Here is a 24743-nt window from a genome sequence, read left to right on the forward strand (position 1 = left end):
GGGCTCAGCGCGCCGCGTGCCGCGCGCTCTGCTCCATCTCCGCATATGTTTCCTTGGCAATCTTCAGGGCCTGGTTGGCGCGTGGCACACCAGCATAAATCGCCACATGCTGAAACGCCTCGAGCACGTCCTGTTTGCTGGCGCCCGTTCGGGCGGTCGCCCGGATATGCATCGAGATTTCCTCAAAATTTCCAAGTGCGGCGAGAAGTGCCAGCGTAAGCATGGAACGCTCGCGCGCGCTGATGCCGTCGGACGACCAGACTGTTCCCCAGGCCCCCTCAGTAATCAGCGTCTGGAACGGACCGTCCAGTTCCGTCTTGCCGTTTTCCGCCCGATTGACATGATCGTCGCCGAGGACTGCGCGGCGCACGTCCATGCCACGTTCATAACGTTCTGACATGGGAAGTCTCCTTGAGAAACGTCGTCAAATGGCCCGCGTAAATCTCCGGATACTCCACGCAGGGCAGGTGACCCGCGTTGCGGATCTCGACATACCGGCTTCCGGCGATAAGCTCAGTCGTGCCGCGGACGAGTTCCGGAGAGCTCGCCATATCAAGCTCGCCACCGATGCCGAGGACCGGCAATTTCAGCTGTGCTGTGCTGGCGGTCAGGTCTGTCGCGGCGATCGCAGTGCTGCATCCGATATAGCCGTCGGCAGGCGTGCGGGTCATCATGTTACGCCACAGGGTCGCATCCGCCGATTGGCGGAAATCTTCTCCGAACCAGCGCTGAAGAATGGCATCGGCCATCGCTTCGATTCCACCTTCGCGAATGCGGTCAATCCTGTCCTGCCACATTTCGGCAGTGCCGAGCTTTGCGGCAGTGTTTGAAAGCACCAATGCCTTGATCGCTTCGGGCCGCCGGCTTGCTAGCGATTGTCCGATGAAGCCGCCGATCGACAGTCCGATGAAGATGCAGGCGCCGACGTTGATCTGGTCGAGAAACTCTTCGGTATCCGTGACCAGCGCTTCCATGGTGTAAGGCGGCTTTGGGCAGGAGGAGAGACCGTGGCCGCGTTTGTCGAAACGAATGAAGCGAAAGCCCTCTTGCGGCAGAAGCGGAATGATCTTTTCCCAAAGCCGGAGGTCCGTGCCGAGCGAGTTGGCAAAGACGATCGGATATCCGTTCGGGTCACCGTCTTCCCTCCAGTGAAGGTCGACTGAACTGAGACGCGCGATCTTCATCAGTAAGGCAGCCCCACATAGTTTTGCGCAAACCATCTCTGCGCGATTTCATTGTAGTGCAGAGACTCTATTTCAGCCCGCTGCATCTTGAGATCGAAATCCGTCTGATCCGGAAACCGGTGCAGGAGATTGGTCGTCGACCAGCTGAAGCGCTCAGCTTTCCAGACCCTTGCCAGTGCCTTTTCGGAATAGTGTTCGATCCCGCCCATATCCTTGTCCCGGTAAAAGCGGACAAGGGCTTCATGGAGATAATGAACATCGGAGGCTGCTGTATTCAGACCCTTCGCACCCGTGGGTGGAACGATATGTGCCGCATCACCGCACAGGAAGAGGCGTCCCCAGCGCATGGGTTCGGTAACGAAAGATCGCAGCGGAGCAATCGACTTTTCGATTGAAGGACCGGTCACCAGCTTCTCAGCAATCGCTTCCGGCAATCGGCGCTTCAACTCGTCCCAGAAAGCGTCGTCGCTCCAATTCTCGACGTTGTCGGCCTGATCGCACTGAACGTAGTAGCGTGACAGTTTCTCATTGCGCATGGAACAAAGCGCAAATCCCCTGGTCGAATTCGCGTAGATCAGTTCATCGTGCACAGGCGGCGTTTCGGAGAGGATGCCGAGCCAGCCGAAGGGAAATATCTTTTCATATTCCTTGCGCACAGTCTCCGGAATGGTCTTGCGGCTGACGCCGTGAAAGCCGTCGCAGCCGGCGATGAAGTCGCAATCGATCCTGTGTTCGGCGCCGCCCGAGACATAGGTTACATATGGAGCGTCCCGGTCCGCATCGATTATCTGAACGTTTTCGACTTCAAAAATCGTCTTCGCATCAATTGCTTCCCGCGCATCGTAAAGATCATGCGTCAGTTCGGTCTGGCCGTAGACAATGACGTTCTGACCGATCAGCTTGTGGAAATCGATGGCGAACATCTCGTTTTCATAAGAGATGCAGGTGCCGTGATGGACGAAGCACTCGCGGTCCATGCGCTCTGCGACACCGGCCTCGCGCATCATGTTGACGAGGCCCGTCTCCAGTATTCCGGCCCGGATACGCGCCAGAACATACTCCCGCGTCTTGCGCTCCAAAAGGACGGTCTCAATTCCGTGTTTGTGCAACAGCTGTCCGAGCAGCAGGCCTGAAGGGCCTCCGCCGACGATGACAACCTGAGTGCGCATGGCTTTCTCCTCTGTTGCCCTTATATTGAATGTTCAAAAATGAGAAGTAAAATGAGATATTGAGCCTTTTTGTTTCTGATACGGGAAACTAAATGATCGATCGACGCATCAAGTTCCGGCATATTCAGTGTTTCGTGGAGATCGCGCATGAGCGCAGCCTGAAGCTTGCAGCCGACAAATTGTCCCTGACCCAGCCAGCGATTTCAAAAACGCTGAAGGAGCTGGAGGACATCATCGGTGCGACCCTGATGACGCGCAACAGGGCCGGGATCACGCTGACAAAGCAGGGAAAGGTTTTCCTGCATTTTGCGCAGATCTCGCTGGCCAGTCTTCAGCAGGGACTGGACGGCGTAGAAAAAGAAGGCGAGCACGCGCGTGCGACGCTGAAGGTCGGCGCCTTGCCGAGCGTGGCAGCAAGCTTCATCCCGCCCGTGATCCGGGAATTCACCGAACTTGCCCCCAACGTCATGGTCAAGATACTCGATGGTCCCCACGGGTTTCTCATAGAGCGATTGAAACTGGGCGAACTAGACCTCGTGATCGGACGTCTCGGCCGTCCCGAGGCCATGGAAGGCGTTTCCTTCACACAGCTTTACTCCGAACGGGTCGACCTTGTGGTTCGCAAGGGACACCCGCTGCTGGCGGCTCCCGATGTCAAGCGCATCGTGGAATGGCCTGTCATTTACCCGCCGGAAGGAGCAGCGATCCGGCCGCTGGTCGAACGTTTCATGATCGCCAATGGTGTCGGGGAGATACCGCATCGGATTGAAAGCGTTTCGGGCGCCTTCGGACGGCTCTACACACGCCAGACGGACGCGGTCTGGATCATTTCATCCGGCGTTGTACAGACCGAGACAGAAGACGGGTCGCTGGTTCGCCTGCCTTTTGACAGTGACATCACCAAAGGTCCGGTCGGGCTGATGACACGGCCCGGCACCCGGCAAAGCGCGGAAGTGCAGATTTTTCTTCTGGCGGTCAAGTCCGTCATTGCGGATCTGGATCTTAAGTCCTGAATCGGCTCTTGCAGCATGTTGGTCCCGCGCTGCCGAACCGAAAGACTTGTCTTCTCACGAAAGCGTGAGCATCTTTCCGGCATGCTCTTTCCGCGTGGTCTCGGAAAAGGACATAATCGCACTATACTTCATCGTCGGAAATGCTTGGCCTGTGTCATGGGCCAAGGGTCGAACGTCCCGATAGGAGAGATCTTGATGACAATTGACCTGATCACCCGCCGTACGCTTCTGGCCGCTGGTGGCGCCGCTGCAGTCACCGGGGTGTCCGGGCTTCTTGTCCCGGCCAGTGCGCAAGGCCTTGCCCCGACACGCTCCATGCGTGGCGGTTCAAACAATTATCGCCCGGGTGCGCCCATCGTTGACCGCATCGGTGGCGGCGGCTTCTGGATGTCCGGAACAGTGCGCCGTGCAGGTGACGGGGCTCCACTGGCCGGCCAGCGTATCCAGATATGGGCGCATACAACCGAAGGCCATGAACGCGATGCACGCAGTCACGGCGCAACACTGACCGATGCAAATGGCGTGTTCAGGCTGGAAATGCCGCAGATCGTGCCGGCATTCGGACAGCCGCACGCACACTTGGCTTATGATAGCGAAGACTTTGAAACGGTTTTTCTCCGGCCCATCATGTCAAGCTCGAAGGACACCAGCCTGGAAGCCCATTTCGTTCTGCAGCCAGCCTGACCGGGTTGGATAAATCGCGCATGCGCAGATTGCGCGCGATCCTGATCTGGAGTGCCCTTGCAGCCGTCATTCTGGTGCCGTTGGCCGCAGCCGCGGCCAGCCCGCTGCTGCAATGGCGGCAGCCGGTCTATATTGCAGCCGGTTTTGCCGGCATCGCGGCAATGGCGCTGTTGCTGGTTCAACCGCTTCTTGTTGGAGGATACCTGCCGGGTCTTGCATCCCTTCGCGGACGCAAAGTACATCGCAGGGTCGGCGTTGCGCTCGTTGCTGCCGTCGTGATCCATGTCGGCGGACTTTGGATCACCAGTCCACCGGACGTGATCGACGCTCTATTGTTCAGGTCGCCGACACCGTTTTCGCTTTGGGGCGTGATTGCCATGTGGGCGGTCTTTGCCGCCGCGCTTATTGCATTCTTGCGCCGCCGCCTGCGTCTTCGCCCACGCACCTGGCGCCAGGCCCACACACTTCTTGCCCTGGTGATTGTCAGCGGCAGCATCGCCCATGCCCTTTTGATCGAAGGGACCATGGAAACGGCAACCAAAGTCGGGCTTTGTGTTCTGGTGATTGTTGCCTTTTTGAAGGTGGTCACCGACCTGAAAGTCTGGTCAGCGCGAGTGAAGAGGGATACCTGACAGGGCGTTTGTTCCGCTGCCGGTCAGAAAATTGCCGTCGACGGTTGATTTGGATTGCCGGGCATTCATGCAGCCGGCGAGACCGTTCGGCCGGGGCATGCACGAAAGCCTAACCAATTTGATTTTATAACAAGGCGAGCAAATGTCCGCGCTCCAAGGAAACGGACACCTTTAGACCTGTGAACCCCAACGCATGTGCAGCGTGACCTGATGATAGCCACGACAAGCCACGAGCAGTCCGTCAGCGTTTCGAGCGATGCCCGCCTGAAGCTTTTGTCCCTGGTGTTGGCCGTCGTCGCTGCCTTTGTCTTGTTTTCCCACTTTGGTGAATCTGCTGCCGTTTGGCCGGCGACGGACAATCTGCCGGCGGTTTGCAGGTTGCTCGATACTGCCTGCCTTAAAGGCGACTTTTTCACAGATGCCAGCGCGAGTTTGAACCCGCGGAACCCGATCGCCTATGTGCTGATGACGCTTTCGAAACTGTCCGGTGGTGGCGCCCAGGGTGGGCTCTCGGTTTTGAACACGCTTGTTCTGGTGCTTTTGCCCATTGTCTCGACCGTCTTCATCTGGGCGGCCATCAAAACGCATCTGTCGCCTGGGACGAACGCTCATTCGGATCGTCTGAAAGAAACGCTGGCTCTGGTGTTCGCGCCGCTTTTATTTGTAGCGCTGGCCGGCGGGGTAGGGGACGCGTTTCTAATCGCAGGCTGGTACCCGGTCAGGCTGATCGCAACGGCGCAGGACTTTTCCCTGATGTTGTCTTTGGCGGGCGTTCTTCTGATTTGGCAGCGCAGGGTGATTGCCGGGCCGTTCCTCATTTTTGTCGCCGGCATTTTCCATCCGGTGATGGCGCTCTACACCGTGGTGTTTTCGACCATTGTGCTCAGCCGATGGAAAATCGCGCAGGATATGCGCTATTGCGCAGGCCTTCTTGCCGCGCTGGCCGCAGCTGTGTTCGTCAAAGTGACTTTTGCCGTTTCAACTCCAATCGACACGCAGACCTTTGTCGATATCTATGTCAAAGAACGCCATCCCCACCATTATCTGCCGTCTGAGTATGGTGCTTCCGGGAACGCCGACTGGGTGGTTTCCTTTGCGCTTCTGATCGCTGCGCTCGCGATTGTCGCTGTTTTGCTTGTTCGAATGAAAAACCGGGCGTGGCGGAACACGTTGATCGCAGCCCTTTCCTACGCCGGTGCAATCGCTGCGCAATATGTGCTTGTCGAACTTTATCCCATCAAGAGCATCGCCGCGCTCGGGCCCGCCCGCTATTCGATGTTCGGGCTCTGGTTTTTGATGATATTCGGAGCCGTCGCGCTGATCGAGACCGCGATGCGGGACCTCAGGCAGAAAAATGCTGAACACAAGTTGATTGGGTTTTCCGATCAGCTTTTGCGGCGCGTTGGCTCCCTTTCCTGGGCGGTTGTCTCGGTTCCCTTTGTCCTGCTCGCCATGGCCGCGGCCTATAATGTGTCGGTGTCCAGTCACTTCGACAGCGACACGGACGGGTTTGAGGAGGTCATCGCCTTTGCCGGGAACGAGACCGGCAAGGACGATGTCTTCATCCTTCCTGCAAACAGCCCGGGTATTGAGTTCCGCCTGGCAGCTGATCGAGCCGTCTTCGTTGGAAAGGCCTTTCCCTTTTCTGAAGACCACTTCGTGGAATGGATGGAGAGATTTGCCTCCGTCTACGGTACGTCGTCGTCGCTCGCGTCCTATCCGGGGCTCATGATCTGGGGCAAGCAGGCGAGCCTTTACCGGAGCCACACACCGGGATCCTTTGTGCGGTTTGCCGACCAGCGTAAGATCGACTGGGTTGTGATCGAAAAAGACTTCTCCACGAAATTCGAGAATTGCAAGCCGTCCTTTGTGAACGAGACGTATCTGCTCTACGCGATCGAAAACCTGAAGACCTGCCGTCAGGATCACGTTGCAAGCCAGTGAAGTATCTTCAGAAAACTGCGAAGCACGGACCCGGGTAAACTCGGTCCGGAGAAGGTCAAGCAGCCACCAAGCGCCTTTGGGCCGACCGCTGGCTACACGTGATCTTTCGTGGGGCTAAAATACTTGCCCTCGGGTATTTGGAAAAATGGTCGGAGTGAGAGGATTCGAACCTCCGACCCCCTCGTCCCGAACGAGGTGCGCTACCAGGCTGCGCTACACTCCGACACGTCTCTTGGATTTAGCATAAATCCATCGGGAACAGCGAGGCAAGGCCCCGCTGTGTGGAGGGTCATGTAGCAAAGCTCATTTGATCCCGCAAGGGAATTGCTGACACGTGCCTGTTTTTTTTGAAACACCAAATAATGCCGGCGGGATAGCAGCGCGTACGAGAATAATTTCGCAACAAGTCAGAGGCGGACTGATGCGGAAAACGTGCAGTGTTGCCTTCACAAAAGTCGGCGTCTTTCTCACCTGGGGAAAACCCATGGCACGCTTAAGAATATTGCCTCTGCAAAGGCTTGCGCTTCTGAAACGACCTCGCTATACAGCGTCTTCACGGCCTTGGGGTGTAGCCAAGCGGTAAGGCACCGGTTTTTGGTACCGGCATGCGCTGGTTCGAATCCAGCCACCCCAGCCAATTTTCCCAGAGACAATGCAGTTTTAAGGTTGCGGCCAATGCGTCGCCCTTCGTCGCGCAGTGATTTCCTTGTGCAGGTCTAAAATTAAATCTGACTACTGCTAGCAACTTCATTGGGCATTCGATTCAACTGCAATGAAACGCATAACTTTATCAAATCTACGGCTTTACCCAGAATGTTCTGTTTCTAGCTCTGGCGACCGCCCCTCGGACACTTAAAATTGCGTGTAGTTATTCCGGCAAGCGCAGCCAGACAGTCTTGACCGGATTAATTTTACGTATTGATTGGGTAGGTGCGAAATCAATCGTAAGAAATTTGCCAAAACTTCTGAATTGCGCTGAGAGAACTTTTTTAAAATGAATTTCATTTGAGTGAAGTCGAGCATCTCTTTTCAGTTTCCTTGAAAAGAAGATACCTATTTGAGATTGAGTCCGGAGTTTCAGTTTGGTTCCCCAGATCGTTGGCGATCCTCGCCAGTCGAACAGCCGCGAATGAGCAGTCAGTGTGTTTTTTCAAGTGGTTTGGACGCAGAGGTCTTTGCTCGGGCACAATCGAAGGTGCGTTGTTGGCATTCAGTTTCTGATGATATTCGAACAGGCCCCGGAGCAAGTCCGCTCCCGCTTGCCATAACCTTCCCTGGTCGGTCTCAGTGACGATCCCATTGCGTATCTTTAGACCAGATTTCTCGGCACGGATAATTTGCTGATGCAACTCCATAGCTGCATTTCTTGCCTCTTCGGCGGTTAACCAATCGTCAGCAAGGCCCGGCGATGGAAAAAGGAAAACAGTCAGAAGCAAATAAGGTCTCAAATTGATTTCCTGAACACGTGAGATGAGGCAATACGGCACGGTGCGGGTAAACCGCCCATTGCACCAGACATCCCAACGTAACGGATTTTGACCACCATCGCTCAAGAAATCCAAGTACGACTATCCAAAGTCTCATACAATCAGCTGCATCTTCAGACTGTTTATTCAGGTCAAACTAAATTACATTGCTGGCTAATGTCTAAGTCCAAACGCACGCTTAATTTGTGCAACTAATCCGCTGTTGTTGCCTCGTAAAGAATTCGGCGCCAGACCCTGCCTAAAGCTAGCGCAGAAACGCCTAATAGAATTACCAAGTGAGGGCGCACGGGTTGCGCGCCTGAATTCCACCGGGTATCGAGAGCTTCCTGCGGTCTACCGCCGGCGGCCGAAGCCGGGTTTGCTGCTGGCGGAGGGGCGGGCGGTCCGGGTCGGTTGCTCGTGGGCGGACTGTTTCTGGGCGTCCAGAACTCGCTTGCGCGAGAAATAGTTGTCGGGTGAATCCCGCAGCTCGTCGATCTCTTCCTTGAGTGCTTCGTCGGACGATTTGAGTATCTGCGCACGCAGCTTTCCGACCGACCGCTTTTCACTGGTGAATTCGACACCGCAGCGCAAGCCGTCTTCCCAACGGCGTTCACAGGTGACTTCGAAGTCCTCCAGATCGATCTGCAGGACAAACTCATGGGGCAGAAGGTAAGCCTGCTCGAATTCGAGTTTTGCACCTGTTTCCGAGAGGTTGCGGACAATGCAGGGAACGGAACGCAGACCGCGATTGAAGATCAGTTTGCCTTTTTTCAGTGCGCGCATTCTGCGGGCACGCTCGTTCTGGCCTTCTTCTTGTTTTGCGGTGGGCTGCTCGTTTGTTTCTTTTATGTCGGGCATGTTCGTTTCACATCTCACGGTCATTCGGGACGCTTGGCACCCAGGAACCTGTCCTTTTTACCAGTAAGTCCTTGTCATTCCGTGAATACCGCTGCAAACATGCAAAAGGCGATTCAGGTCAGCGCCGTCTGCCGAAGGAAGGTTTGCCGCCCGCCGGTGGCTGGGGCCGGTTATCTTCTTTCGCGGTCTCGTCTGCCGCTGCATCTTCTTCGTCTTCGGGTTCAGCGCTTTTGCCGAAGGCGCCGAAAAGAGGCTCCAGTCCGTTCTGCGGAACCGGATCGGACGGATTCAGCGCCTGGCGGCGCTGTTGCGCTACGTGGCGTCTTTCGCTGGTAAACATGACGCCGCAGTTCAGGCCCGCTTCCCAACGGCGTTCACAAGAAACCTCGTAGTCTTCCAGATCGATGTAGAGTTCGAAATCCTTGGGCAGGATGTAGGCCTGATCGAATTCCAGCATGGCGCCGCCGTCGGATATGTTCCGGACGACGCACGGAATGGATCTCAGCCCGTTTTGAAAGACCATCTTGCCTTTCTTGTATACGCGTGCTCGGCGCTCACGTGGCGTGAACTCGTCTGCGTCTTCATTTTCCGCGTTTTGCTGCGGTGCAGGATCGGCGTTTGACATGATCATCTCGCATCGGCTCGGAAATCGGTCAGCCCCTATTGTCAATTGAGCTTAGTTCAAAGCCGTTTCCAAGAAGTGAATCTGACCCTGAAAACGTTTAGAAAGTTCTGAATATTCCACTTTCAGCCTCTAAAGATGTTTCGATAGAATTTTAGGAGGGAATTTTTCGCAAAACATTCTCTGAACAACGTAAAAAAATAAAAATCAATTAAAATTAAAAGTAATTTATGGTTGAAGTCAGCTGTTTAATTGCAATTTATTGAAGAGTTTTGTTGCGGAGTGCGCTTTCAGATTTTAGAGTGCAACTCAGGTGATGTTGCATTGCAGCAGAACAGGAAAGCGAGGCTCCGCACTGGCGGACCCGGAACCCGGAACTGCGTTCAAAGGTGCGTGCTTCTTCGTACCGTGGACGGCCAAGTGGAAAAAACACCTTCGTGCAAGGAAGCGTTTGTTCACGGGTTTTCCATTCTGAGGCATCTGTGGAACAGCATTTCTTGTGTTGAGAGACGCGTTCCAGTTACCTACGGGCTAACAGAGTGACAAATTATCCCGGAATCAAGCGGTTTTGGGGAATACGAGGCGTTCATGACTGAAGAGCAGATATCCTTGCTGAGCCAGCTTGCTGTCCGTGCCGGTGAGGAGATCCTGAAGATCTATGCCGAGCCGTTCGAAGTTGAAAACAAGCTTGATGGTTCGCCTGTCACCAAGGCTGACGCAGCCGCTGAAAAGATCATTCTGGACGGTTTGACGGAGGCCTTTCCCGATATTCCCGTGGTTGCCGAGGAAGCCGTCGAGGCCGGGGACCTTCCAGCAGTCGGAACGCGTTATTTCCTGGTGGACCCGCTTGACGGTACCAAGGAGTTCTTGAAGAAGAACGGCGAATTTACTGTCAATATTGCTCTTGTGGAAGATGGGGTTCCCGTTTTTGGCGTCGTCTATGCGCCGGCCCTCGGTGAGATTTACTGGGGCACTCTCGCAAGCGCTGCCGCTTCCGGATCGGCAAGCGCCTACAAGGCGAATGTTGTGCAGGGCAGCATCCAGGGCGCCGAACGCATCACCGTCAGGACACCGCCGAATGAGGGCCTCAGCGTGCTCGCCAGCCGCTCTCATCTGTCAGAAGAAACATCTGCCCTCATTGACAGGCTCAATGTCGCAGAACGTCTTTCGGTGGGGTCTTCGCTGAAACTGTGCTGGGTAGCAGCCGGAAAGGCCGATCTCTATCCGCGTCTTGCCCCGACCATGCAGTGGGACATCGCAGCCGGGGACGCAGTTGTCCGCGCTGCGGGCGGTTCTGTTGTTCTGGCGGAATGCGGGTCGGACTTCGTCTATCGGGTCCCGCCCAAGGCAACCAAGGACGATCTGCGCAATCCGCATTTCATTGCCCTCAGCTCCACGGCGCTGCTGCCGGAGCCTGCGCCGGCTCTTTAGTCGGCCGCCACAAAAAAGACAGGACAGATCCAGATAAAGCCGGCTCGCCGGACATAACGGAAAAAGCGAACATGAATATGCAATCTCACGGGATCACGCCCGAGCGCCTCAGCAATTTGAAGCGGCTGGAAGCGGAAAGCATCCATATCATCAGGGAAGTGGCGGCAGAGTTCTCCAACCCGGTGATGCTCTATTCCATCGGCAAGGACTCCGGCGTCATGCTGCACCTTGCCATGAAGGCGTTTTATCCGTCCAAACCGCCGTTTCCGTTGCTTCATGTCGATACAACATGGAAATTCCGGGACATGATCCGGTTTCGCGACGATACGGCGAAGCGGCTGGGACTGGATCTTCTGGTTTACACCAATCCCGAGGGGTTGGAAAAGAACATCAATCCGTTCGACAACGGCTCGTCTGTTCATACGCACATCATGAAGACCGAGGCCCTCAAGCAGGCGCTCGACAAATACGGGTTCGACGCGGCTTTTGGAGGTGCGCGCCGCGATGAAGAAAAGTCCCGCGCCAAGGAACGTGTCTTTTCCTTCCGCAATGCCAGTCATGGCTGGGACCCCAAAAACCAGCGCCCGGAACTTTGGAACCTCTACAATGCCCGCGTCGCCAAGGGCGAAAGCATCCGGGCCTTTCCGCTCTCCAACTGGACCGAACTCGACATCTGGCAGTACATCCTGACGGAAAACATTCCGATGGTGCCGCTCTATCTGGCAGCCACGCGGCCGGTCGTGGAACGCGACGGTATGCTCATCATGGTCGACGATGACCGCATGAAGCTTTTGCCGGGCGAGATCATCCAGGAAAAGAAGGTCCGGTTCCGCACACTTGGCTGCTATCCCTTGACCGGCGCCATTGAATCGGATGCAGACACGCTTCCCGCCATCGTTCGCGAAATGCTGATTGCCCGCACGTCCGAGCGTCAGGGGCGTCTGATCGACAAGGACGAAAGCGCGTCCATGGAAAAGAAAAAGCGGGAAGGGTATTTCTAAGATGACTGTCGACGTTAAAGAAGCCGCTGAAACCGCTGTCACGGACTATATCCTCGCACAGGAAACCAAGGACCAGCTGCGCTTTCTTACCTGTGGCTCCGTGGATGACGGCAAATCGACCCTGATAGGCCGCCTACTTTACGACACCAAGCTGATCTTTGAAGACCAGTTGGCCGCGCTTGAACGCGATTCCAGGAAACACGGGACAGTGGGAGAAGATATCGATCTCGCCCTTCTGGTGGACGGCCTGGAGGCGGAGCGCGAGCAGGGCATCACGATCGATGTTGCCTACCGCTTCTTTGCCACGGACAAGCGCAAGTTCATCGTCGCCGACACGCCGGGTCACGAGCAATACACCCGCAACATGGCAACCGGCGCTTCCACGGCGGATCTTGCGGTCCTCTTGGTGGATGCACGCAACGGCCTCATGGTCCAGACACGCCGCCACGCCTTCATTGCCTCGCTCCTCGGCATTCGCCATGTGGTGCTTGCGGTCAACAAGATCGACCTCGCCGGTTATTCGGAGGAACGTTTCAACGAAATCCGCAAGGAATTCGAGGTCTTTGCCAACGGTTTTGACTTCGAGACACTCCAGGCGATCCCGATGTCCGCCCGTTTCGGTGACAACGTCACAGCCAGGGGCCAGAACATGGACTGGTACCAGGGCCCGACGCTGCTCGAGCATCTGGAAAAGGTCGAGGTCGGTGAAGATGCCCTGGAAGCGCCATTCCGCTTCCCGGTCCAGTGGGTCAATCGCCCCAACCTCGATTTTCGCGGATATTCCGGCACGATCGCAAGCGGTCGCGTGGCAACAGGCGACGAACTCGTGGTGGCCGGACCGGCCAAGATATCCAAGGTTAAGAGCATTGTCGGCGCGGGCGGCGAGGTTCCCGAAGCGCGTGCAGGCGAAGCGGTCACGATCACGCTGGAAGACGAAATCGACATCTCGCGCGGCGATCTTCTGTCATCGACTGCACATCGCCCTGACGTCGCCGACCAGTTTGCCGCACATGTGATCTGGATGAGTGACGAACCTCTGCTTCCGGGGCGCCCCTATCTCTTGAAGATTGGAACGCGCAGCGTGACGGCAACGGTTTCTGAAATCAAACACAAGATCAACGTCAACACGTTTGAGCACGTCGCGGGCAAGACGCTGGAGCTCAATGAGATAGCGTTCTGCAATTTTGCCCTGTCGTCCTCTGTTCCGTTCGATCCCTATGAGGCCAACAGGTCGACCGGATCGTTCATCCTGATCGACCGGATGTCCAATGCGACGGTTGGCGCGGGCATGGTCTGGTTCGCCCTCCGGCGCGCAAGCAACATCCATTGGCAGGCACTTGATGTCGACCGCACGGCACGCTCCGAAAAGCTCGGTCAGAAACCGGCGGTCCTCTGGTTCACCGGCCTTTCCGGATCCGGCAAGTCGACAATTGCCTCGATCGTGGAAAAGAAGCTCCATATCGACGGGCGGCACACCTACACGCTTGACGGCGACAACGTCCGCCACGGCCTGAACAAGGATCTCGGCTTTACAGATGTGGACCGTGTCGAGAACATCCGGCGGGTCGGCGAGGTTGCAAAGCTCTTTACCGATGCCGGTCTGATCACGCTGGTTTCGTTCATCTCGCCATTCAAGTCCGAGCGGAGGATGGCACGCGACCTGCTGGGTGAGGGAGAATTTATCGAGGTTTTTGTCGACACACCTATCGACGTCTGCCGCCAGCGCGATCCGAAGGGCCTTTACGCGAAGGCTGACCGGGGCGAAATCAAGAATTTCACCGGTATCGACAGCCCCTATGAAGCACCGGAAAACCCGGAACTTCATATTCACAACGTCAATCGCGATCCGGAGGACATTGCCGAGGACGTGATTGCGTATCTGCGCGAACATGGGTTCTTGAACTCGTAAGTCAGTGCTCGCGCAACAGAAATTCTGAAGAACATCAAAGGAGCAGCGTTCGATCCCGGGCGCTGCTCCTTTCTTTTTGCCCGCTTGCCTGCGCAGGTCATCAATAGAGAGCTTTATTTCCGCGCCGGGACCGGACTTTGCCGTTGCCCGGGGCGGCGAAGCCCTTTAAGACGCCTTCCAACACTCTTCAATGGGCTCTAAGGGGCTATAGGCGCAGATGAAAACCGTTTTGGTAACCGGTGCAGCGGGCTTTATCGGATACTTTTTGTGCACGCGTCTGTTAAAGGACGGCTTCCGGGTCATCGGACTGGACGCCATGACGGACTACTACGACGTCCGGCTCAAGGAGCGCAGACAGCAGATGCTGCTGCAGCACGAGCACTACCAGGCGATCAACGACCGCGTCGAGGCATCCGATCTCCTGATGACCCTGTTTCGGAGCGAAAAGCCGGATTTCGTCATTCACCTGGCGGCGCAGGCAGGGGTTCGCTATTCGATCGAGAACCCGCGGTCTTACCTGGAAAGCAATATCTGCGGCACGTTCGAACTCCTGGAAGCGGCTCGCGCCTGTCCGCCCGAGCATATGCTGTTGGCATCGACGTCATCTGCATATGGCGCAAACGATGTGATGCCCTACACGGAGACCGACAAGGCCGATCACCAGGTGTCCTTCTATGCTGCGACCAAGAAGGCAACGGAATCGATGGCGCATTCCTATGCCCATCTCTATGGCCTGCCGATCACCATGTTCCGTTTCTTTACCGTTTATGGGCCCTGGGCCCGTCCGGACATGGCGCATCACAAGTTTGCCAAAGCCATCCTCGAGGGGAGGCCGATCGACGTCTACAATTACGGCGACATGAAGCGGGATTTCACCTATGTGGAGGATCTTGTTGAGGGTATTCGCCTGTTGATGGACGCGGTGCCGGTGCGGCTCGCTGAGGGCGAAGAAGTGCCGGAGGGCGACAGCCTCTCGCCGGTTGCGCCCTGGCGGATCGTCAACATCGGCAATTCGAAAAGCGTTCAGCTCACGGACTTCATTGATGCCATTGAAGAGGCAACCGGAAAGAAGGCTGAACGAAACCTGATGCCGATGCAGCCAGGAGACGTTGTAGCGACCTGGGCCAACGCGGATCTTTTGAAAACACTCACGGGATACACGCCGAAAACGAGCGTGCGCGAAGGGATCGCCAAGTTCGTGGAATGGTACCGGGACTACTACCGGGTGTAGGTCGTTTGCACACTTTGGTCTTGATGAAGGTATGGCCTAGGGCGTGTTTCCGCCTGGTGACTGGCACACATCCACCCATTCGGCATTGGTTATGTCAGCCATTCGGTCCGGGGCAATTCTGACAGCGGCGTTGGTTGCACCGGCTGCCGGGATCACAATATCAAAATCCTTCAGCGATACATCACAGTAAACGGGCAGGGGCTGCGCCAGACCGAAGGGGCAAACGCCGCCAACCGGATGACCTGTCATGGTTTCGGCTTCCTCACGGCTGAGCATCCTGGCCTTCGCACCGAACGCAGCCTTCGTTTTTTTGTTGTCCAGGCGGGCATCCCCGCGGGCAACAAGCAGAAAGATCTTGTCACGTACCTGAAGCGAAAGCGTTTTTGCAATTTGTCCGGGTAGGACACGGTGGGCCTGTGCTGCCAGCTCCACGGTTGCACTGCTGTTCTCTGTCTCGATGATGACCAGATCCGGCGCAGCGGCCGAAAGATGCTCGCGAACACTGGAAAGGCTCATGCTCTAAATACTCCCTGTTTCTAAATCCGGCATTGTAAAATCTGACATTGACCGAGTCCTGCCGCAATCAAAAGGCCCGAAAACAAATTGTGTATAGGATTAATTTCCACATGTCAGAAATTAAGAAAGCATTCATACTGAATTTAAACGGGAGTTAAACACTTGCTCCCTAATGCTTATTACTAATGCGACGGAGAATTACGTTTTAGCGTCTTGAGCGCACCAAGTTTCGAGGATCGCCACTATGGCCAGAGCCATGACAGCAATGAGGGAAGTTCGTAACCCGGAGTTGGGAAGAACGGAACCGGCTGTCCTGCCGAGACCGCGCGCCGAAGTTGCAAGCCTCCCAGTACTTGTCGCGAAGAACCTTCTTTTCTGGGGCTCCATCTCCATCAGCTTTTTTGGTCTCTACACGATCGTATCGTCACTTTAGACCCAACACCTCCACGTTCTACACTCTTGAGATAACACCAATGCCCCGCGCTGCCTTGCGTATCGCTGCCGGGAAACGTGTGCTGTTGTTTCCGCGTTTATTGATCGCTTCTCAACAGGTTGTCGCCGAAGTGATGACCCGGCTGAAACGTTTGGGGCAAGGGATGCTGCGGTTTTTCGCCTGTCACGTCGCAGATCAGGCAATCGGCAATCAAATGCGCAATGCCGAATGAAATCTTGTAGCCTCCTGTCGCCGCATACACCTTGTCGGAGCCCGGCAGCTTGCCGACAACGGGATCGCGGCGATTGCATCTCGGACGGATCCCGGCCCATTCGGTCAGAACCTCACGTCCTTCCAGCGAGGGGCAAAAGGACTGGGCGCGGGCAATCAGTTCAGCGGTTCTGGCGGGGGACGGGGCGGCGTCTGTAAAGTCACGGTCCGCGGTGCTGCCGACTGCCACGGTGCCGTTGCCGTGGGGAACCACATAGAGCCCTTCGCAATAAATGGCAGGCTTGTCTTCCAGTCCGGCGCCGTCAAGCAGGAGGGCCTGACCCTTTTCGCCGCGGCCGATCCGCTCCCCGACAAACTGTTCGATTAGATCAAAGGCTGCGAACCCGCCGGAAAGGACGAGATGTCGAGCGGTCAGATCCGACTGCCCGTCAAGTGCGATCCTGCCTAATGTTTCGTCGTATCCAACGACTTTGACCCCTTCCAGCAAAGTCGCTTCGCGGCGCACGAAGGCGGCCAGGGCAGAAAGGTAGAGGCGAGGAGAGGCTCGTGCCGCCAGGGTTTCGTAAACAATGCCATAAGGTGCTGCGGCCGAGTCCAGCCAGTCCGACCGGCTGCCAGCAGGTTCAACAACGTAGGAAAACCCTGTTTCTTCCGGACGCCAGCGTGTTTTGCTTTCTTCCGCGCGCTCTAGATGATGATCAAGCTTGTCCTGCGTCGTCAGCGGCAGAATGCGCCCGCAGCGGGTGTAGCCGCAGCTTAAACCCGTGTCCGCCTCAAGTTGCCGCACATGGTCTTCCAGCGAGAGCAACGCCTGGAACTGAAATTCCTTCTTCGGGTTCCAGCGCGCCGGCATATGCGGCATCAGGGCGCCGAGCAGACCGCCGCTGGCGCCCGCGCCGAAATGCCCTGCTTCCAGAACGACGGTTCGAAGGCCCTGCTGAATGGCCCGGCGGGCGATCGAAAGACCGAAAATGCCGGCACCCGCAATGGCAATGTCAAATGGCGCGGCGCTGGTGGACGGCATGTTTCGCTCGGTCTCCGGTCTTGATTGCGTCGTTCGGCTCTCATAAGAGAACACGGCGGTTTTGGCAAAGAAATTGGAACGCACAAGAAGCGTCTGGTTCGCGGACGCAAGGACGCAGCAGCAATGGTTACACGTGCTCCTCAACTGGAATGGCTTGAAGGCGATGTACCGAAGGCCTCCGGGTTCCAGGACACCTATTTTTCAAAGGCAGGTGGGCTGGAAGAAACCCGACATGTGTTTTTGGCAGGAAATGGATTGCCGGAACGGTTTCTGGGCCGCGAAACCTTTACTGTAGCGGAATTCGGCTTCGGGACGGGGCTCAACTTCCTGACGACGCTGGCGGCGGTTGGCGATGGAAATAACCCATCAGAGCTCTGTTTCCTGTCCTTCGAACTTTTTCCGCTCTCGGCCCCCCAACTGAAGCGGGCGTTGGACGCGTTTCCGGAACTGAATGCGTATTCTGAAGAACTGCTGAGTGTGTGGCAGCCAGAGCCGGGCTGGAACCGTATGACCGTTGGTGGCGCCAAGCTGTTCCTCGGGGTTGGTGATGCAAGGGAGCTGATTTCGGATCTTGCCGGTACTCAAGGGGAAAAGGCGGGCGTGCCTCCAGGTCCCATCGCCGTGGATGCCTGGTATCTCGACGGGTTCAGTCCGGCCAAAAACCCGGAGCTCTGGGAGGAGGGGCTTTTGAAAGCGGCTTTTGACCTGACGGCGGACGGTGGCACGCTTGCGACCTATACTGCGGCCGGCTGGGTCCGCCGCAACCTTCAGGCCGCCGGATTTGAGATCGAAAAGAAGCCGGGGTTCGCCGGCAAGCGCGAGATGGTTGTTGGCCGCAAGGCGTGATGTGTTTCAGGTCTCTGACACCGCCTGCTCGGTAATCCAGCTTCGAAACGTCTGCATGGCAGTGGTCTCCTGGCGCGATTTGAGCCAGGTGAGCCAGTAACTGCCTGTTTCAATGCCGATGTCGAAGGGTTGCACAATCCGTCCGTTCTCAAGGTCGCGCTCGAACAGACGAACCGGCACAAGGCCGATGCCGGCGCCCTGGGCGGCGGCATCGACAATGGCAAGCGACGTGTCGAACATCCAGCCCCGGCTGCGCGGCGGTGGCAGGTCAGCCGACTGGAACCAGAGCGCCCATTCGTTCAGCCGGTAGGACCGAAGCAGAGGCTTTTCCAACAGGTCTGCAGGCGCGCGAAGCTGGCGGGCAAGCTCCGGAGCGCAGACCGGAAAGAGCTTAGGACCGAAAAGGGCAACGGCTTCCGTGCCATGCCAGCTTCCGTCTCCGAAGCGGATGAAACAGTCCAGACCATCTGTCAGCAGATCGGCGCGATTGTTATTTGTCTTCAGGCGAATATCGATGTGCGGATGAAGAGCGGCAAAATCGCTCAAGCGACCCAGGAGCCATCCCGTTGCAAAGCTCGCAACCACGCCGATTGTCAGAACATCACGAAAGTTGCCGTCCTCAAACCGGTTGAGCGCATCGCTCATGCGGCGGAAGGCGTCGCTGAGGACGGGGAGCAGCGCCTGACCCTCGTCCGTCAGCGTGACGCCGCGCGATCCACGTTTGAAGAGCGACACTCGAAGCGTTTCTTCAAGCGATTTCACCTGATGGCTAACGGCCGTCTGAGAAACGCGGAGTTCCAGCCCCGCGCGCGTGAAACTCTGCAAGCGTGCCGATGCTTCAAACGCCCGAAGCGCATTCAGGGGTATTCTGGAAAGGTCCATGGGGTGCTCGCTACTCTCCGTTTTGCACGGTGTGCCTTTGTCCAAGTCGCCACATCGCCTTCAAAACACAAGCCATGACCAGGTCTTGAGACAAGTGCGTTTCTCACAATTTCTCCTCATCCTGAGGTGCGCAGCAACGCGAAGCCTCGAAGGATGGGCCGCGTACTCTGGGTCTGCAGTGCATCCTTCGAGACAGCGCTAAGCGCTTCCTCAGGATGAGGGCGGAATTTCGTCGCCTCGGCCCAGGTTCCGGTGGCCTCTTGCCTGGCCCAGTTAGGCACACTCCAGACACAGAAGGTTGCAGCCCTCGGCTGTGCAGCATTCGGAATGACAAGCCTTGGGACAGAAAACACTCCATAAGCGAGCTTTCATCGAAATAGGAAGGCAATTGAACATGACCAAGTTTTTCTCATGCCTGACGTTATCAATCATCATTTGTCTTATGTGAAAGGCAGGCGCAATGTCTGTCGCGTCTGATGCGGTTCGCCAGGGGGGCAGGACGCAACAGGCGATTTTTCATACTCTCTGGAGACGATGATGTTTTTGAGCAGTCGCAGGTTTGCCCTCCTGGGTTTGTTGATCCCTTTCCTGTCTGTTGTTCCCGCAGGAGCAGCCGACTTTGATCCCGGTCCTGTTGCCAGAGCCGTTCAGGATGCTGAAGCGCGCTTGTCGGCCAGGGTCGGTGTCGCGATCATCGACACGCAAACGGGCAAGACGTGGTCAAACAAGGGCGATGAGCGCTTTCCCCTGAACAGCACCTTCAAGGCATTTCTGTGCGCCGCGATGCTGGACGCTGCCGCCAAGGGAACGGCGGAACTGAACCGCGAGGTGGTGGTGAAGGAGAGCGATATTGTTTCCTATTCGCCGGTTACTGAAAAGCGTGTCGGCGGCGAGCGTTTCACAATCGCGGAACTGTGCGAAGTCACGGTCACGATAAGCGACAACGCCGCCGCAAACCTTGTCATGGCGGAACTCGGCGGGCCGGAGGGGGTGACTGCCTACCTGCGGCAGATCGGTGATGACAAAACCCGCATCGACCGCTGGGAACCGGAGTCGAACACCGGCATTCCTGGTGATCCAAGGGACACGACCACACCTTGGGCGGCCGCCGAAACACTTCGCAAACTGGTGCTGGGCAATGCCCTGGATCCTCAGGGGCGGGATACGCTGACCGGCTGGCTGGAAGGCAACAAGGTCGGGAACAAGACCCTGCGGGCAGGACTGCCAAAGGACTGGCGCATTGCCGACAAAACCGGCGCCGGCGCCAACGGGTCGCGCAACAATATTGCGGTTATCTGGCCGGAAGGGCGCAAGCCGGTGGTGATCGCCGTCTATATCACCCAGACGACGGCCGCATTCCAGACCCGAAACAAGGCCATTGAAACGATCGGGTCAGCTCTCGCTGAAGGTCTTCGTTAGCAGCTGAAATCTCAGCCCATTTCCGGAACTGGCGTCACAGGCTTTCCCGTTGCAAACCAGCTTTTCAGATTATCGACGACAAGCTGGCCCATGGCATTGCGGGTGGCCTGGGATGCCGAACCGACATGAGGGAGCAGGGTAACGCGAGGCAGCTTCATCAGGCGTTCCGGCGTGCAGGGTTCTTCTTCGAAAACGTCCAGTCCGGCTCCGTAAATCGTTCCTGTTTCAAGCGCCTCGGCGAGCGCTGCCTCGTCGATTACGGAGCCGCGGCCGATATTGATGACGATGCCATCAGGTCCGAGCGCGGAGAGCACCTCCGCGTTCACCGCGTGCTGGGTTTCTGCGCCGCCCGGCGCCACCACCATCAGCGTGTCGCACGCCTCCGCGAGCGCGGTCAGGCTCCCGTGATAGGGGTAGTCCACCCCGTCTTGCCGGGAGCGGCCGTGATAATGAACCTTGAGACCGAAGCTCTCGGCCCGTTTGGCAATCGCCTTGCCGATGCGCCCGAGCCCGAAAATACCGAGAGTCCGTCCCTGCACGGTCGCCTGTGTAAGCGGGTAGCCGCCTTTGCCGGTCCAGTTGCCGTCGCGCAACCATGCTTCGGCCTGTCCCAGCTCGCGCACGGTCATGATCATCAGGCCAATGGCTGTGTCGGCGACTTCTTCAGTCAGGACGTCAGGCGTGTGCGTAACCATCACCTTCGCAGCAAGGCAAGCATCCGTATCGATGTGGTCGTAGCCGACGCCAAAGCTTGAGATGATCTCCAGGTTCGGCATCTTAGCGAGAAAAGCCTCGTCGACTTCCACCCAGGACATGGCAACACCGCGGATGGTGTCTCCAACCTCCCGAAGCATCGCTTCCGGGTCCGCAGCCTCGTAAAGCCGGTGGACGGTGAACTCGGCGTCGAGCTGCTCCTGGACGATGGGCAGCATCGGCTTGGTCATGAGGATATCTGGTTTTGGCATGCGAGTGTCCGGGAAGGGGAGAAATGCGTGAGAACATGCGGTCGTGTGCGGACTTTACAAGAAATGATGGTTCGCGAAAGAGGAAATGTGAACGATCGTATCTCGCCGGTACGCAAGGCTATCCGGTATTGGCACCGGGGTTGAGCCTGAAATTTTTGCACCGGGCTTGGCGGCAAAACGCGTGCCTGTTCCGCGTGCATTGCTCCAGGTTAAGACCTGTTTAGCTATCTCTGCAAAATTACGCGTTTGAAATGAGACCAGCGTCTGGTTTTGCTGTCATTCAATGCGTATCAGTGGCAATGTTAACAATCAGAGATTGTTTTTTCGGGTGTTGAACTTGTCCTTTCATTTGAAACAGATACCACGAGCGTTGATTGCAGCCATAGCTCTCGCGCTCGCCATCTTCTTCACAGCGTATGCAACCGCGGCCCAAGCATCTGATCGTTCACAGGGCGATCTGACTTTCGAGGCAGTATACTTTGACCGGACCGTGAAAAACCCTCCGAAAATTAGGGAGAAGGTTAAAGACATCGCGATCAAGTTTGGTGGACGACGCGTTTTCCCCGATATCGAACCCAGAAACTTCACAGCGTCCTGGAGCGGCTTCGTTTATTACGACGAACCGGTGACGAAGCAGATTCTAGTCAGTCAGAGTTGGGCCAAGACGCGGATTAAGATTGACGGAGACATCGTCTACGAAGGCGGTTCAAACACAACAATTGAGCACAAGTTCTCAGCAGGCAAGCATCACATAGAGGTGTTCTACATCAATAACTGGCACACTGTTGAATTCAAAGTCACCATTCAGGACAAGAAAAGGTTGTTCTCGCGACCTGAGCTGACAAGCTACTTCAGCGCTTTCCAAGCTCGGCCCAGAAATCTTGTTTATATCGGATTGTATGAAAGTCGCGCACGAGACACATCCGTGGAAGTCGATCTTTCATTCCAGCATGAGGGTGTGACCCTGTGGCTCGATTCTTACGAAGCCATTGACTGGAGGCTCGAAAACGATCCTGGCGTGCGTGCCGTTGTCGTTGCCGCCTTTTCACCCGGCTCGAGGGTCTTTGGCCTTCGCGATGATGTTCCTGTGCTCCACACGAGAAAATCTTTTGGAATCCACTCGGCAACCGCGTCACGTTGCCGGTGCACGGCAGCAAGTTTCCATTGCGAAGATCGTACTCTGATTGGTGAACTCGAGGATCGTCTCTTTGAATTGACCGGCGCCCGGATCGTTGCGATCGGAACGAGCTACTCCGCGGACAAGATGCGCCCACAGCCTTTTGACAAAGCTCTTCGGTCAGCCATTGAGCATGATCGTGCCCAGGCGAGGCAAGCCGAGGCAGCATGCAAGAGACGGGTGAATCCAGACTTTGATACGCTCTTTAGCGACTGACCGCCATCAGCAGTTTTAGTGCCTGAAAATCGGGGGCGTCAGAGAAGTACTCGCTTGCCGGTGTGACGATCGCGGATGTGCCGTAAAAAAACCGCAGCCTGGTCGAGTGCTCACAGTCCTGAAGGAACGCCACGGAATGATCGATTTTCCCGAAAAATTTTGAAGCTAGAAAAGCTCAGCTTTCTTCGGAAGCTTGCCTGTTTCCGATCGACGCGCTCTCCTTCTTGAGCGGACGCGACACGGGACAGACTTCCTGGACATAGCTGTTGAGCGTGTTGGTCAGGCTTTCCTGAACGATCGAATAGTGCACGTACTGGCCGCGCTTTTCCCTTTGCACCAGACCTGCGCTTTCCAAAACGCTCAGGTGCTGCGAGATCGAGGGTTTCGACATCTCGAACCGTTCCGCGATCTCGCCTGCGGTCAGAGAGCTGTGGGAAAGATAAGCCAGGATCTTGCGCCGGGGCGCAGAGGCCAGGGCTTCGAAGATTTTTTGAATGCCGCCTGTCTCAGCGGCCGTTCGCGCATCCGAAAAATCACTCATGTCACAGCAAGCCTCCTGCCGGGCGTATTTATCATCTCATAATTAGGTAGTTGCCTAATTATATAATTGATGGTAATTAGCTTACTGCCTAAATAGTGGACGTCCTTTCCAAAGGCAAGGGCCTGCTGGTTTCAGCGGGCGGATTTGCAACTTTTTTCACTTCCGTGCGCAGGTGCGGATGACGAGATGATCTGTGCCCCGATGGGCAGGGAAGGAACGAGCATGCCTGAGATCTGCACTGCGGCTCCGCAGCCGATATCCACTGAACGCGTTTTTTCTGAAGACGGTGCCAATCCCGTAGAGGGCCGCGTTGCGGTGCGTCCCGTCAAAACCGCCTGGATCGTTGGCGTGACGGCAGTCGCGCTGATCGGCGGGCCGCTGACCTTCTCCTGGACTGCATTTGGTGTTTTTGTCGTGCTGACCGCTGTTACCATCTGCGGCGGCCATTCGGTCGGCATGCACCGGCTGTTGATCCACCGGTCCTTCAAAGCCGTCCCATGGGTTGAGAGATTGCTGGTCTATCTCGGTGTTCTGGTCGGCATGGCCGGCCCCTTCGGCATGATCCGATTGCACGATTTTCGCGATTGGGGGCAACGCCAGGCTGACTGCCACGACTTCTTCGCACACCGTTCAGGTTTCTGGAAAGATGCCTACTGGCAGCTGTGCTGCGGCATCGATCTGAAGCAGGAGCCGCGTTTTGAGATTGAGCCGGAAATTGCCGAAGATCCGTTCTATCGGCGCGTTGAAAAGACCTGGATGGCGCAGCAGCTTGTGATCGCCGTGCCGCTTTATCTGCTCGGCGGTCTGCCGTTTGTTGTCTGGGGCATTTGCTGCAGGGTTTCCGTGTCGCTGATCGGTCACTGGCTCGTCGGCTACTATGCGCATCAGCCGAAGGATCATCTGCTTTTTGTCAAAGGCGCTTGCGTTCAGGGCTATAACCTCCCGCGCCTCGGCCTGATCACCTTTGGCGAAGCCTTCCACGAGAACCACCATGCCTTCCCGAAATCCGCAAGGCTCGGTTTTCTGCCCGGCCAGACGGACCTCGGCTGGTGGCTGGTGAGGGGACTGGAAAGGCTTGGACTGGCCTGGGATATCGAGACGCCGGAAACGCTCGACGCAAGGCCGGGACTGACTGTTAACGCTGCGAACACTGCGCAGCCTGTAGAAGCGGCCGGTTGGCTGCAAACACTGCCTCGGACGCTTGCCAAAAAAGGCTATGCAAGGACATCTCCGATTTGATCCGGAGGACGCCTGGGCTTCCACCGTGGGGTATGAGGCAGCGTAACTTCTGCTGCCTCGTCCCATGCTTGAGCTACTTTCCGCAAATTGTATGGAATGCTTCATCC

At 56.6% G+C, this 24743-nt stretch carries 23 protein-coding genes and 2 tRNA genes; 13 read left to right on the forward strand and 12 right to left on the reverse strand.

All coding sequences use genetic code 11. The features are described 5' to 3' along the window. Positions 1–4: 4 nt before the first annotated feature. Genes pcaC through pobA form a run of 3 tightly spaced genes read right to left on the reverse strand, consistent with a single transcriptional unit; the run spans position 5 to position 2353 of the window. Positions 5–400, reverse strand: coding sequence for a 4-carboxymuconolactone decarboxylase (gene pcaC, locus ABVF61_RS19945; protein ID WP_353995280.1), 396 nt, complete (start codon positions 398–400; stop codon positions 5–7). Beyond that, the gene (gene pcaD / locus ABVF61_RS19950) at positions 384–1184 is read right to left on the reverse strand and encodes a 3-oxoadipate enol-lactonase (RefSeq protein WP_353995281.1); all 801 of its coding nucleotides are present in this window, start codon (positions 1182–1184) and stop codon (positions 384–386) included. Before pcaD ends, pcaC begins: the two co-directional genes overlap by 17 nt. Further along, complete coding sequence (gene pobA, locus ABVF61_RS19955) at positions 1184–2353, reverse strand: 4-hydroxybenzoate 3-monooxygenase (RefSeq protein ID WP_353995282.1); 1170 nt, start codon at positions 2351–2353, stop codon at positions 1184–1186. The genes pcaD and pobA overlap by 1 nt, the downstream gene beginning before the upstream one ends. Before the next feature lie 92 nt (positions 2354–2445). Between pobA and pcaQ the strand changes: the two genes are divergently transcribed. The 4 genes from pcaQ to ABVF61_RS19975 all read left to right on the forward strand — a co-directional run bounded on the left by pcaQ (position 2446) and on the right by ABVF61_RS19975 (position 6626). Then, a complete protein-coding gene (gene pcaQ, locus ABVF61_RS19960; protein WP_353995283.1) occupies positions 2446–3366 on the forward strand; it encodes a pca operon transcription factor PcaQ in 921 nt (306 codons plus the stop codon). Positions 3367–3561: 195 nt separating this feature from the next. Then, a complete protein-coding gene (locus ABVF61_RS19965; RefSeq protein WP_353995284.1) occupies positions 3562–4050 on the forward strand; it encodes a peptidase associated/transthyretin-like domain-containing protein in 489 nt (162 codons plus the stop codon). A gap of 20 nt (positions 4051–4070) precedes the next feature. Further along, positions 4071–4682 carry a ferric reductase-like transmembrane domain-containing protein gene (locus ABVF61_RS19970; RefSeq protein ID WP_353995285.1) on the forward strand — a complete coding sequence of 204 codons (612 nt, stop codon included), beginning with the start codon at positions 4071–4073 and terminating at the stop codon, positions 4680–4682. 210 nt (positions 4683–4892) lie between these two features. Next, complete coding sequence (locus ABVF61_RS19975; RefSeq protein WP_353995286.1) at positions 4893–6626, forward strand: DUF6798 domain-containing protein; 1734 nt, start codon at positions 4893–4895, stop codon at positions 6624–6626. Positions 6627–6772: 146 nt separating this feature from the next. Here the strand turns inward: ABVF61_RS19975 and ABVF61_RS19980 are convergent. Beyond that, positions 6773–6849 (reverse strand) — tRNA-Pro (locus ABVF61_RS19980). 339 nt (positions 6850–7188) lie between these two features. Between ABVF61_RS19980 and ABVF61_RS19985 the strand changes: the two genes are divergently transcribed. Beyond that, positions 7189–7263 (forward strand) — tRNA-Gln (locus tag ABVF61_RS19985). 364 nt (positions 7264–7627) lie between these two features. Here the strand turns inward: ABVF61_RS19985 and ABVF61_RS19990 are convergent. From ABVF61_RS19990 to ABVF61_RS20000, 3 genes are all read right to left on the reverse strand, one after another. Further along, positions 7628–8188, reverse strand: coding sequence for a hypothetical protein (locus ABVF61_RS19990; RefSeq protein ID WP_353995287.1), 561 nt, complete (start codon positions 8186–8188; stop codon positions 7628–7630). 258 nt (positions 8189–8446) lie between these two features. After that, the gene (locus tag ABVF61_RS19995; RefSeq protein WP_353995288.1) at positions 8447–8953 is read right to left on the reverse strand and encodes a PilZ domain-containing protein; all 507 of its coding nucleotides are present in this window, start codon (positions 8951–8953) and stop codon (positions 8447–8449) included. Positions 8954–9071: 118 nt separating this feature from the next. Then, positions 9072–9578, reverse strand: a complete 507-nt coding sequence (locus ABVF61_RS20000; protein WP_353995289.1) for a PilZ domain-containing protein — start codon at positions 9576–9578, stop codon at positions 9072–9074. Positions 9579–10163: 585 nt separating this feature from the next. Between ABVF61_RS20000 and cysQ the strand changes: the two genes are divergently transcribed. From cysQ to ABVF61_RS20020, 4 genes are all read left to right on the forward strand, one after another. Continuing rightward, positions 10164–11006, forward strand: coding sequence for a 3'(2'),5'-bisphosphate nucleotidase CysQ (cysQ, locus tag ABVF61_RS20005; protein ID WP_353995290.1), 843 nt, complete (start codon positions 10164–10166; stop codon positions 11004–11006). Between the two features lie 71 nt (positions 11007–11077). Further along, a complete protein-coding gene (gene cysD, locus ABVF61_RS20010) occupies positions 11078–12007 on the forward strand; it encodes a sulfate adenylyltransferase subunit CysD (protein WP_353995291.1) in 930 nt (309 codons plus the stop codon). A gap of 1 nt (position 12008) precedes the next feature. Continuing rightward, positions 12009–13916, forward strand: a complete 1908-nt coding sequence (gene cysN, locus ABVF61_RS20015) for a sulfate adenylyltransferase subunit CysN (protein ID WP_353995292.1) — start codon at positions 12009–12011, stop codon at positions 13914–13916. Between the two features lie 217 nt (positions 13917–14133). Further along, entirely contained in the window at positions 14134–15147 is a 1014-nt protein-coding gene (locus ABVF61_RS20020) for a GDP-mannose 4,6-dehydratase (RefSeq protein ID WP_353995293.1), read from the forward strand. 36 nt (positions 15148–15183) lie between these two features. On the opposite strand, the gene ABVF61_RS20025 is transcribed toward ABVF61_RS20020, so the two are convergent. Beyond that, positions 15184–15663 (reverse strand): YbaK/EbsC family protein, encoded by a 480-nt coding sequence (locus tag ABVF61_RS20025; RefSeq protein WP_353995294.1) that lies wholly within the window; start codon positions 15661–15663, stop codon positions 15184–15186. A 530-nt stretch (positions 15664–16193) separates the two neighbouring features. Then, positions 16194–17351, reverse strand: coding sequence for an NAD(P)/FAD-dependent oxidoreductase (locus ABVF61_RS20030; RefSeq protein WP_353995295.1), 1158 nt, complete (start codon positions 17349–17351; stop codon positions 16194–16196). Positions 17352–17474: 123 nt separating this feature from the next. On the opposite strand from ABVF61_RS20030, the gene mnmC2 reads away from it, so the two are divergent. Then, entirely contained in the window at positions 17475–18197 is a 723-nt protein-coding gene (gene mnmC2 / locus ABVF61_RS20035) for a tRNA (5-methylaminomethyl-2-thiouridine)(34)-methyltransferase MnmC2 (protein WP_353995296.1), read from the forward strand. A gap of 6 nt (positions 18198–18203) precedes the next feature. Here the strand turns inward: mnmC2 and ABVF61_RS20040 are convergent, their stop codons facing one another. Then, complete coding sequence (locus ABVF61_RS20040) at positions 18204–19079, reverse strand: LysR family transcriptional regulator (protein ID WP_353995297.1); 876 nt, start codon at positions 19077–19079, stop codon at positions 18204–18206. 537 nt (positions 19080–19616) lie between these two features. Between ABVF61_RS20040 and bla the strand changes: the two genes are divergently transcribed. Then, positions 19617–20498 carry a class A beta-lactamase gene (gene bla, locus ABVF61_RS20045; RefSeq protein ID WP_353995298.1) on the forward strand — a complete coding sequence of 294 codons (882 nt, stop codon included), beginning with the start codon at positions 19617–19619 and terminating at the stop codon, positions 20496–20498. Between the two features lie 11 nt (positions 20499–20509). On the opposite strand, the gene ABVF61_RS20050 is transcribed toward bla, so the two are convergent. Further along, positions 20510–21463 (reverse strand): 2-hydroxyacid dehydrogenase, encoded by a 954-nt coding sequence (locus tag ABVF61_RS20050; RefSeq protein WP_353995299.1) that lies wholly within the window; start codon positions 21461–21463, stop codon positions 20510–20512. A 283-nt stretch (positions 21464–21746) separates the two neighbouring features. Here ABVF61_RS20050 and ABVF61_RS20055 point away from each other — a divergent pair, with 283 nt between their 5' ends. Further along, positions 21747–22856, forward strand: a complete 1110-nt coding sequence (locus ABVF61_RS20055) for a hypothetical protein (RefSeq protein ID WP_353995300.1) — start codon at positions 21747–21749, stop codon at positions 22854–22856. Positions 22857–23031: 175 nt separating this feature from the next. On the opposite strand, the gene ABVF61_RS20060 is transcribed toward ABVF61_RS20055, so the two are convergent. Further along, the gene (locus tag ABVF61_RS20060; RefSeq protein WP_353995301.1) at positions 23032–23397 is read right to left on the reverse strand and encodes a metalloregulator ArsR/SmtB family transcription factor; all 366 of its coding nucleotides are present in this window, start codon (positions 23395–23397) and stop codon (positions 23032–23034) included. A 222-nt stretch (positions 23398–23619) separates the two neighbouring features. On the opposite strand from ABVF61_RS20060, the gene ABVF61_RS20065 reads away from it, so the two are divergent. Further along, positions 23620–24636, forward strand: a complete 1017-nt coding sequence (locus tag ABVF61_RS20065; protein WP_353995302.1) for an acyl-CoA desaturase — start codon at positions 23620–23622, stop codon at positions 24634–24636. Positions 24637–24743 lie beyond the last annotated feature (107 nt).

The organism is Roseibium sp. HPY-6, from assembly GCF_040530035.1.
GTDB lineage: Bacteria > Pseudomonadota > Alphaproteobacteria > Rhizobiales > Stappiaceae > Roseibium.

What these genes read in the sequence shown, in the direction of transcription:
- pcaC (WP_353995280.1), bottom strand. Translation starts at nt 400, where the DNA reads ATGTCAGAACGTTATGAACGTGGCATGGACGTGCGCCGCGCAGTCCTC.
- pcaD (WP_353995281.1), bottom strand. Translation starts at nt 1,184, where the DNA reads ATGAAGATCGCGCGTCTCAGTTCAGTCGACCTTCACTGGAGGGAAGAC.
- pobA (WP_353995282.1), bottom strand. Translation starts at nt 2,353, where the DNA reads ATGCGCACTCAGGTTGTCATCGTCGGCGGAGGCCCTTCAGGCCTGCTG.
- pcaQ (WP_353995283.1), top strand. Translation starts at nt 2,446, where the DNA reads ATGATCGATCGACGCATCAAGTTCCGGCATATTCAGTGTTTCGTGGAG.
- ABVF61_RS19965 (WP_353995284.1), top strand. Translation starts at nt 3,562, where the DNA reads ATGACAATTGACCTGATCACCCGCCGTACGCTTCTGGCCGCTGGTGGC.
- ABVF61_RS19970 (WP_353995285.1), top strand. Translation starts at nt 4,071, where the DNA reads ATGCGCAGATTGCGCGCGATCCTGATCTGGAGTGCCCTTGCAGCCGTC.
- ABVF61_RS19975 (WP_353995286.1), top strand. Translation starts at nt 4,893, where the DNA reads ATGATAGCCACGACAAGCCACGAGCAGTCCGTCAGCGTTTCGAGCGAT.
- ABVF61_RS19995 (WP_353995288.1), bottom strand. Translation starts at nt 8,953, where the DNA reads ATGCCCGACATAAAAGAAACAAACGAGCAGCCCACCGCAAAACAAGAA.
- ABVF61_RS20000 (WP_353995289.1), bottom strand. Translation starts at nt 9,578, where the DNA reads ATGTCAAACGCCGATCCTGCACCGCAGCAAAACGCGGAAAATGAAGAC.
- cysQ (WP_353995290.1), top strand. Translation starts at nt 10,164, where the DNA reads ATGACTGAAGAGCAGATATCCTTGCTGAGCCAGCTTGCTGTCCGTGCC.
- cysD (WP_353995291.1), top strand. Translation starts at nt 11,078, where the DNA reads ATGAATATGCAATCTCACGGGATCACGCCCGAGCGCCTCAGCAATTTG.
- cysN (WP_353995292.1), top strand. Translation starts at nt 12,009, where the DNA reads ATGACTGTCGACGTTAAAGAAGCCGCTGAAACCGCTGTCACGGACTAT.
- ABVF61_RS20020 (WP_353995293.1), top strand. Translation starts at nt 14,134, where the DNA reads ATGAAAACCGTTTTGGTAACCGGTGCAGCGGGCTTTATCGGATACTTT.
- ABVF61_RS20025 (WP_353995294.1), bottom strand. Translation starts at nt 15,663, where the DNA reads ATGAGCCTTTCCAGTGTTCGCGAGCATCTTTCGGCCGCTGCGCCGGAT.
- ABVF61_RS20030 (WP_353995295.1), bottom strand. Translation starts at nt 17,351, where the DNA reads ATGCCGTCCACCAGCGCCGCGCCATTTGACATTGCCATTGCGGGTGCC.
- mnmC2 (WP_353995296.1), top strand. Translation starts at nt 17,475, where the DNA reads ATGGTTACACGTGCTCCTCAACTGGAATGGCTTGAAGGCGATGTACCG.
- ABVF61_RS20040 (WP_353995297.1), bottom strand. Translation starts at nt 19,079, where the DNA reads ATGGACCTTTCCAGAATACCCCTGAATGCGCTTCGGGCGTTTGAAGCA.
- bla (WP_353995298.1), top strand. Translation starts at nt 19,617, where the DNA reads ATGTTTTTGAGCAGTCGCAGGTTTGCCCTCCTGGGTTTGTTGATCCCT.
- ABVF61_RS20050 (WP_353995299.1), bottom strand. Translation starts at nt 21,463, where the DNA reads ATGCCAAAACCAGATATCCTCATGACCAAGCCGATGCTGCCCATCGTC.
- ABVF61_RS20055 (WP_353995300.1), top strand. Translation starts at nt 21,747, where the DNA reads ATGCGTATCAGTGGCAATGTTAACAATCAGAGATTGTTTTTTCGGGTG.
- ABVF61_RS20060 (WP_353995301.1), bottom strand. Translation starts at nt 23,397, where the DNA reads ATGAGTGATTTTTCGGATGCGCGAACGGCCGCTGAGACAGGCGGCATT.
- ABVF61_RS20065 (WP_353995302.1), top strand. Translation starts at nt 23,620, where the DNA reads ATGCCTGAGATCTGCACTGCGGCTCCGCAGCCGATATCCACTGAACGC.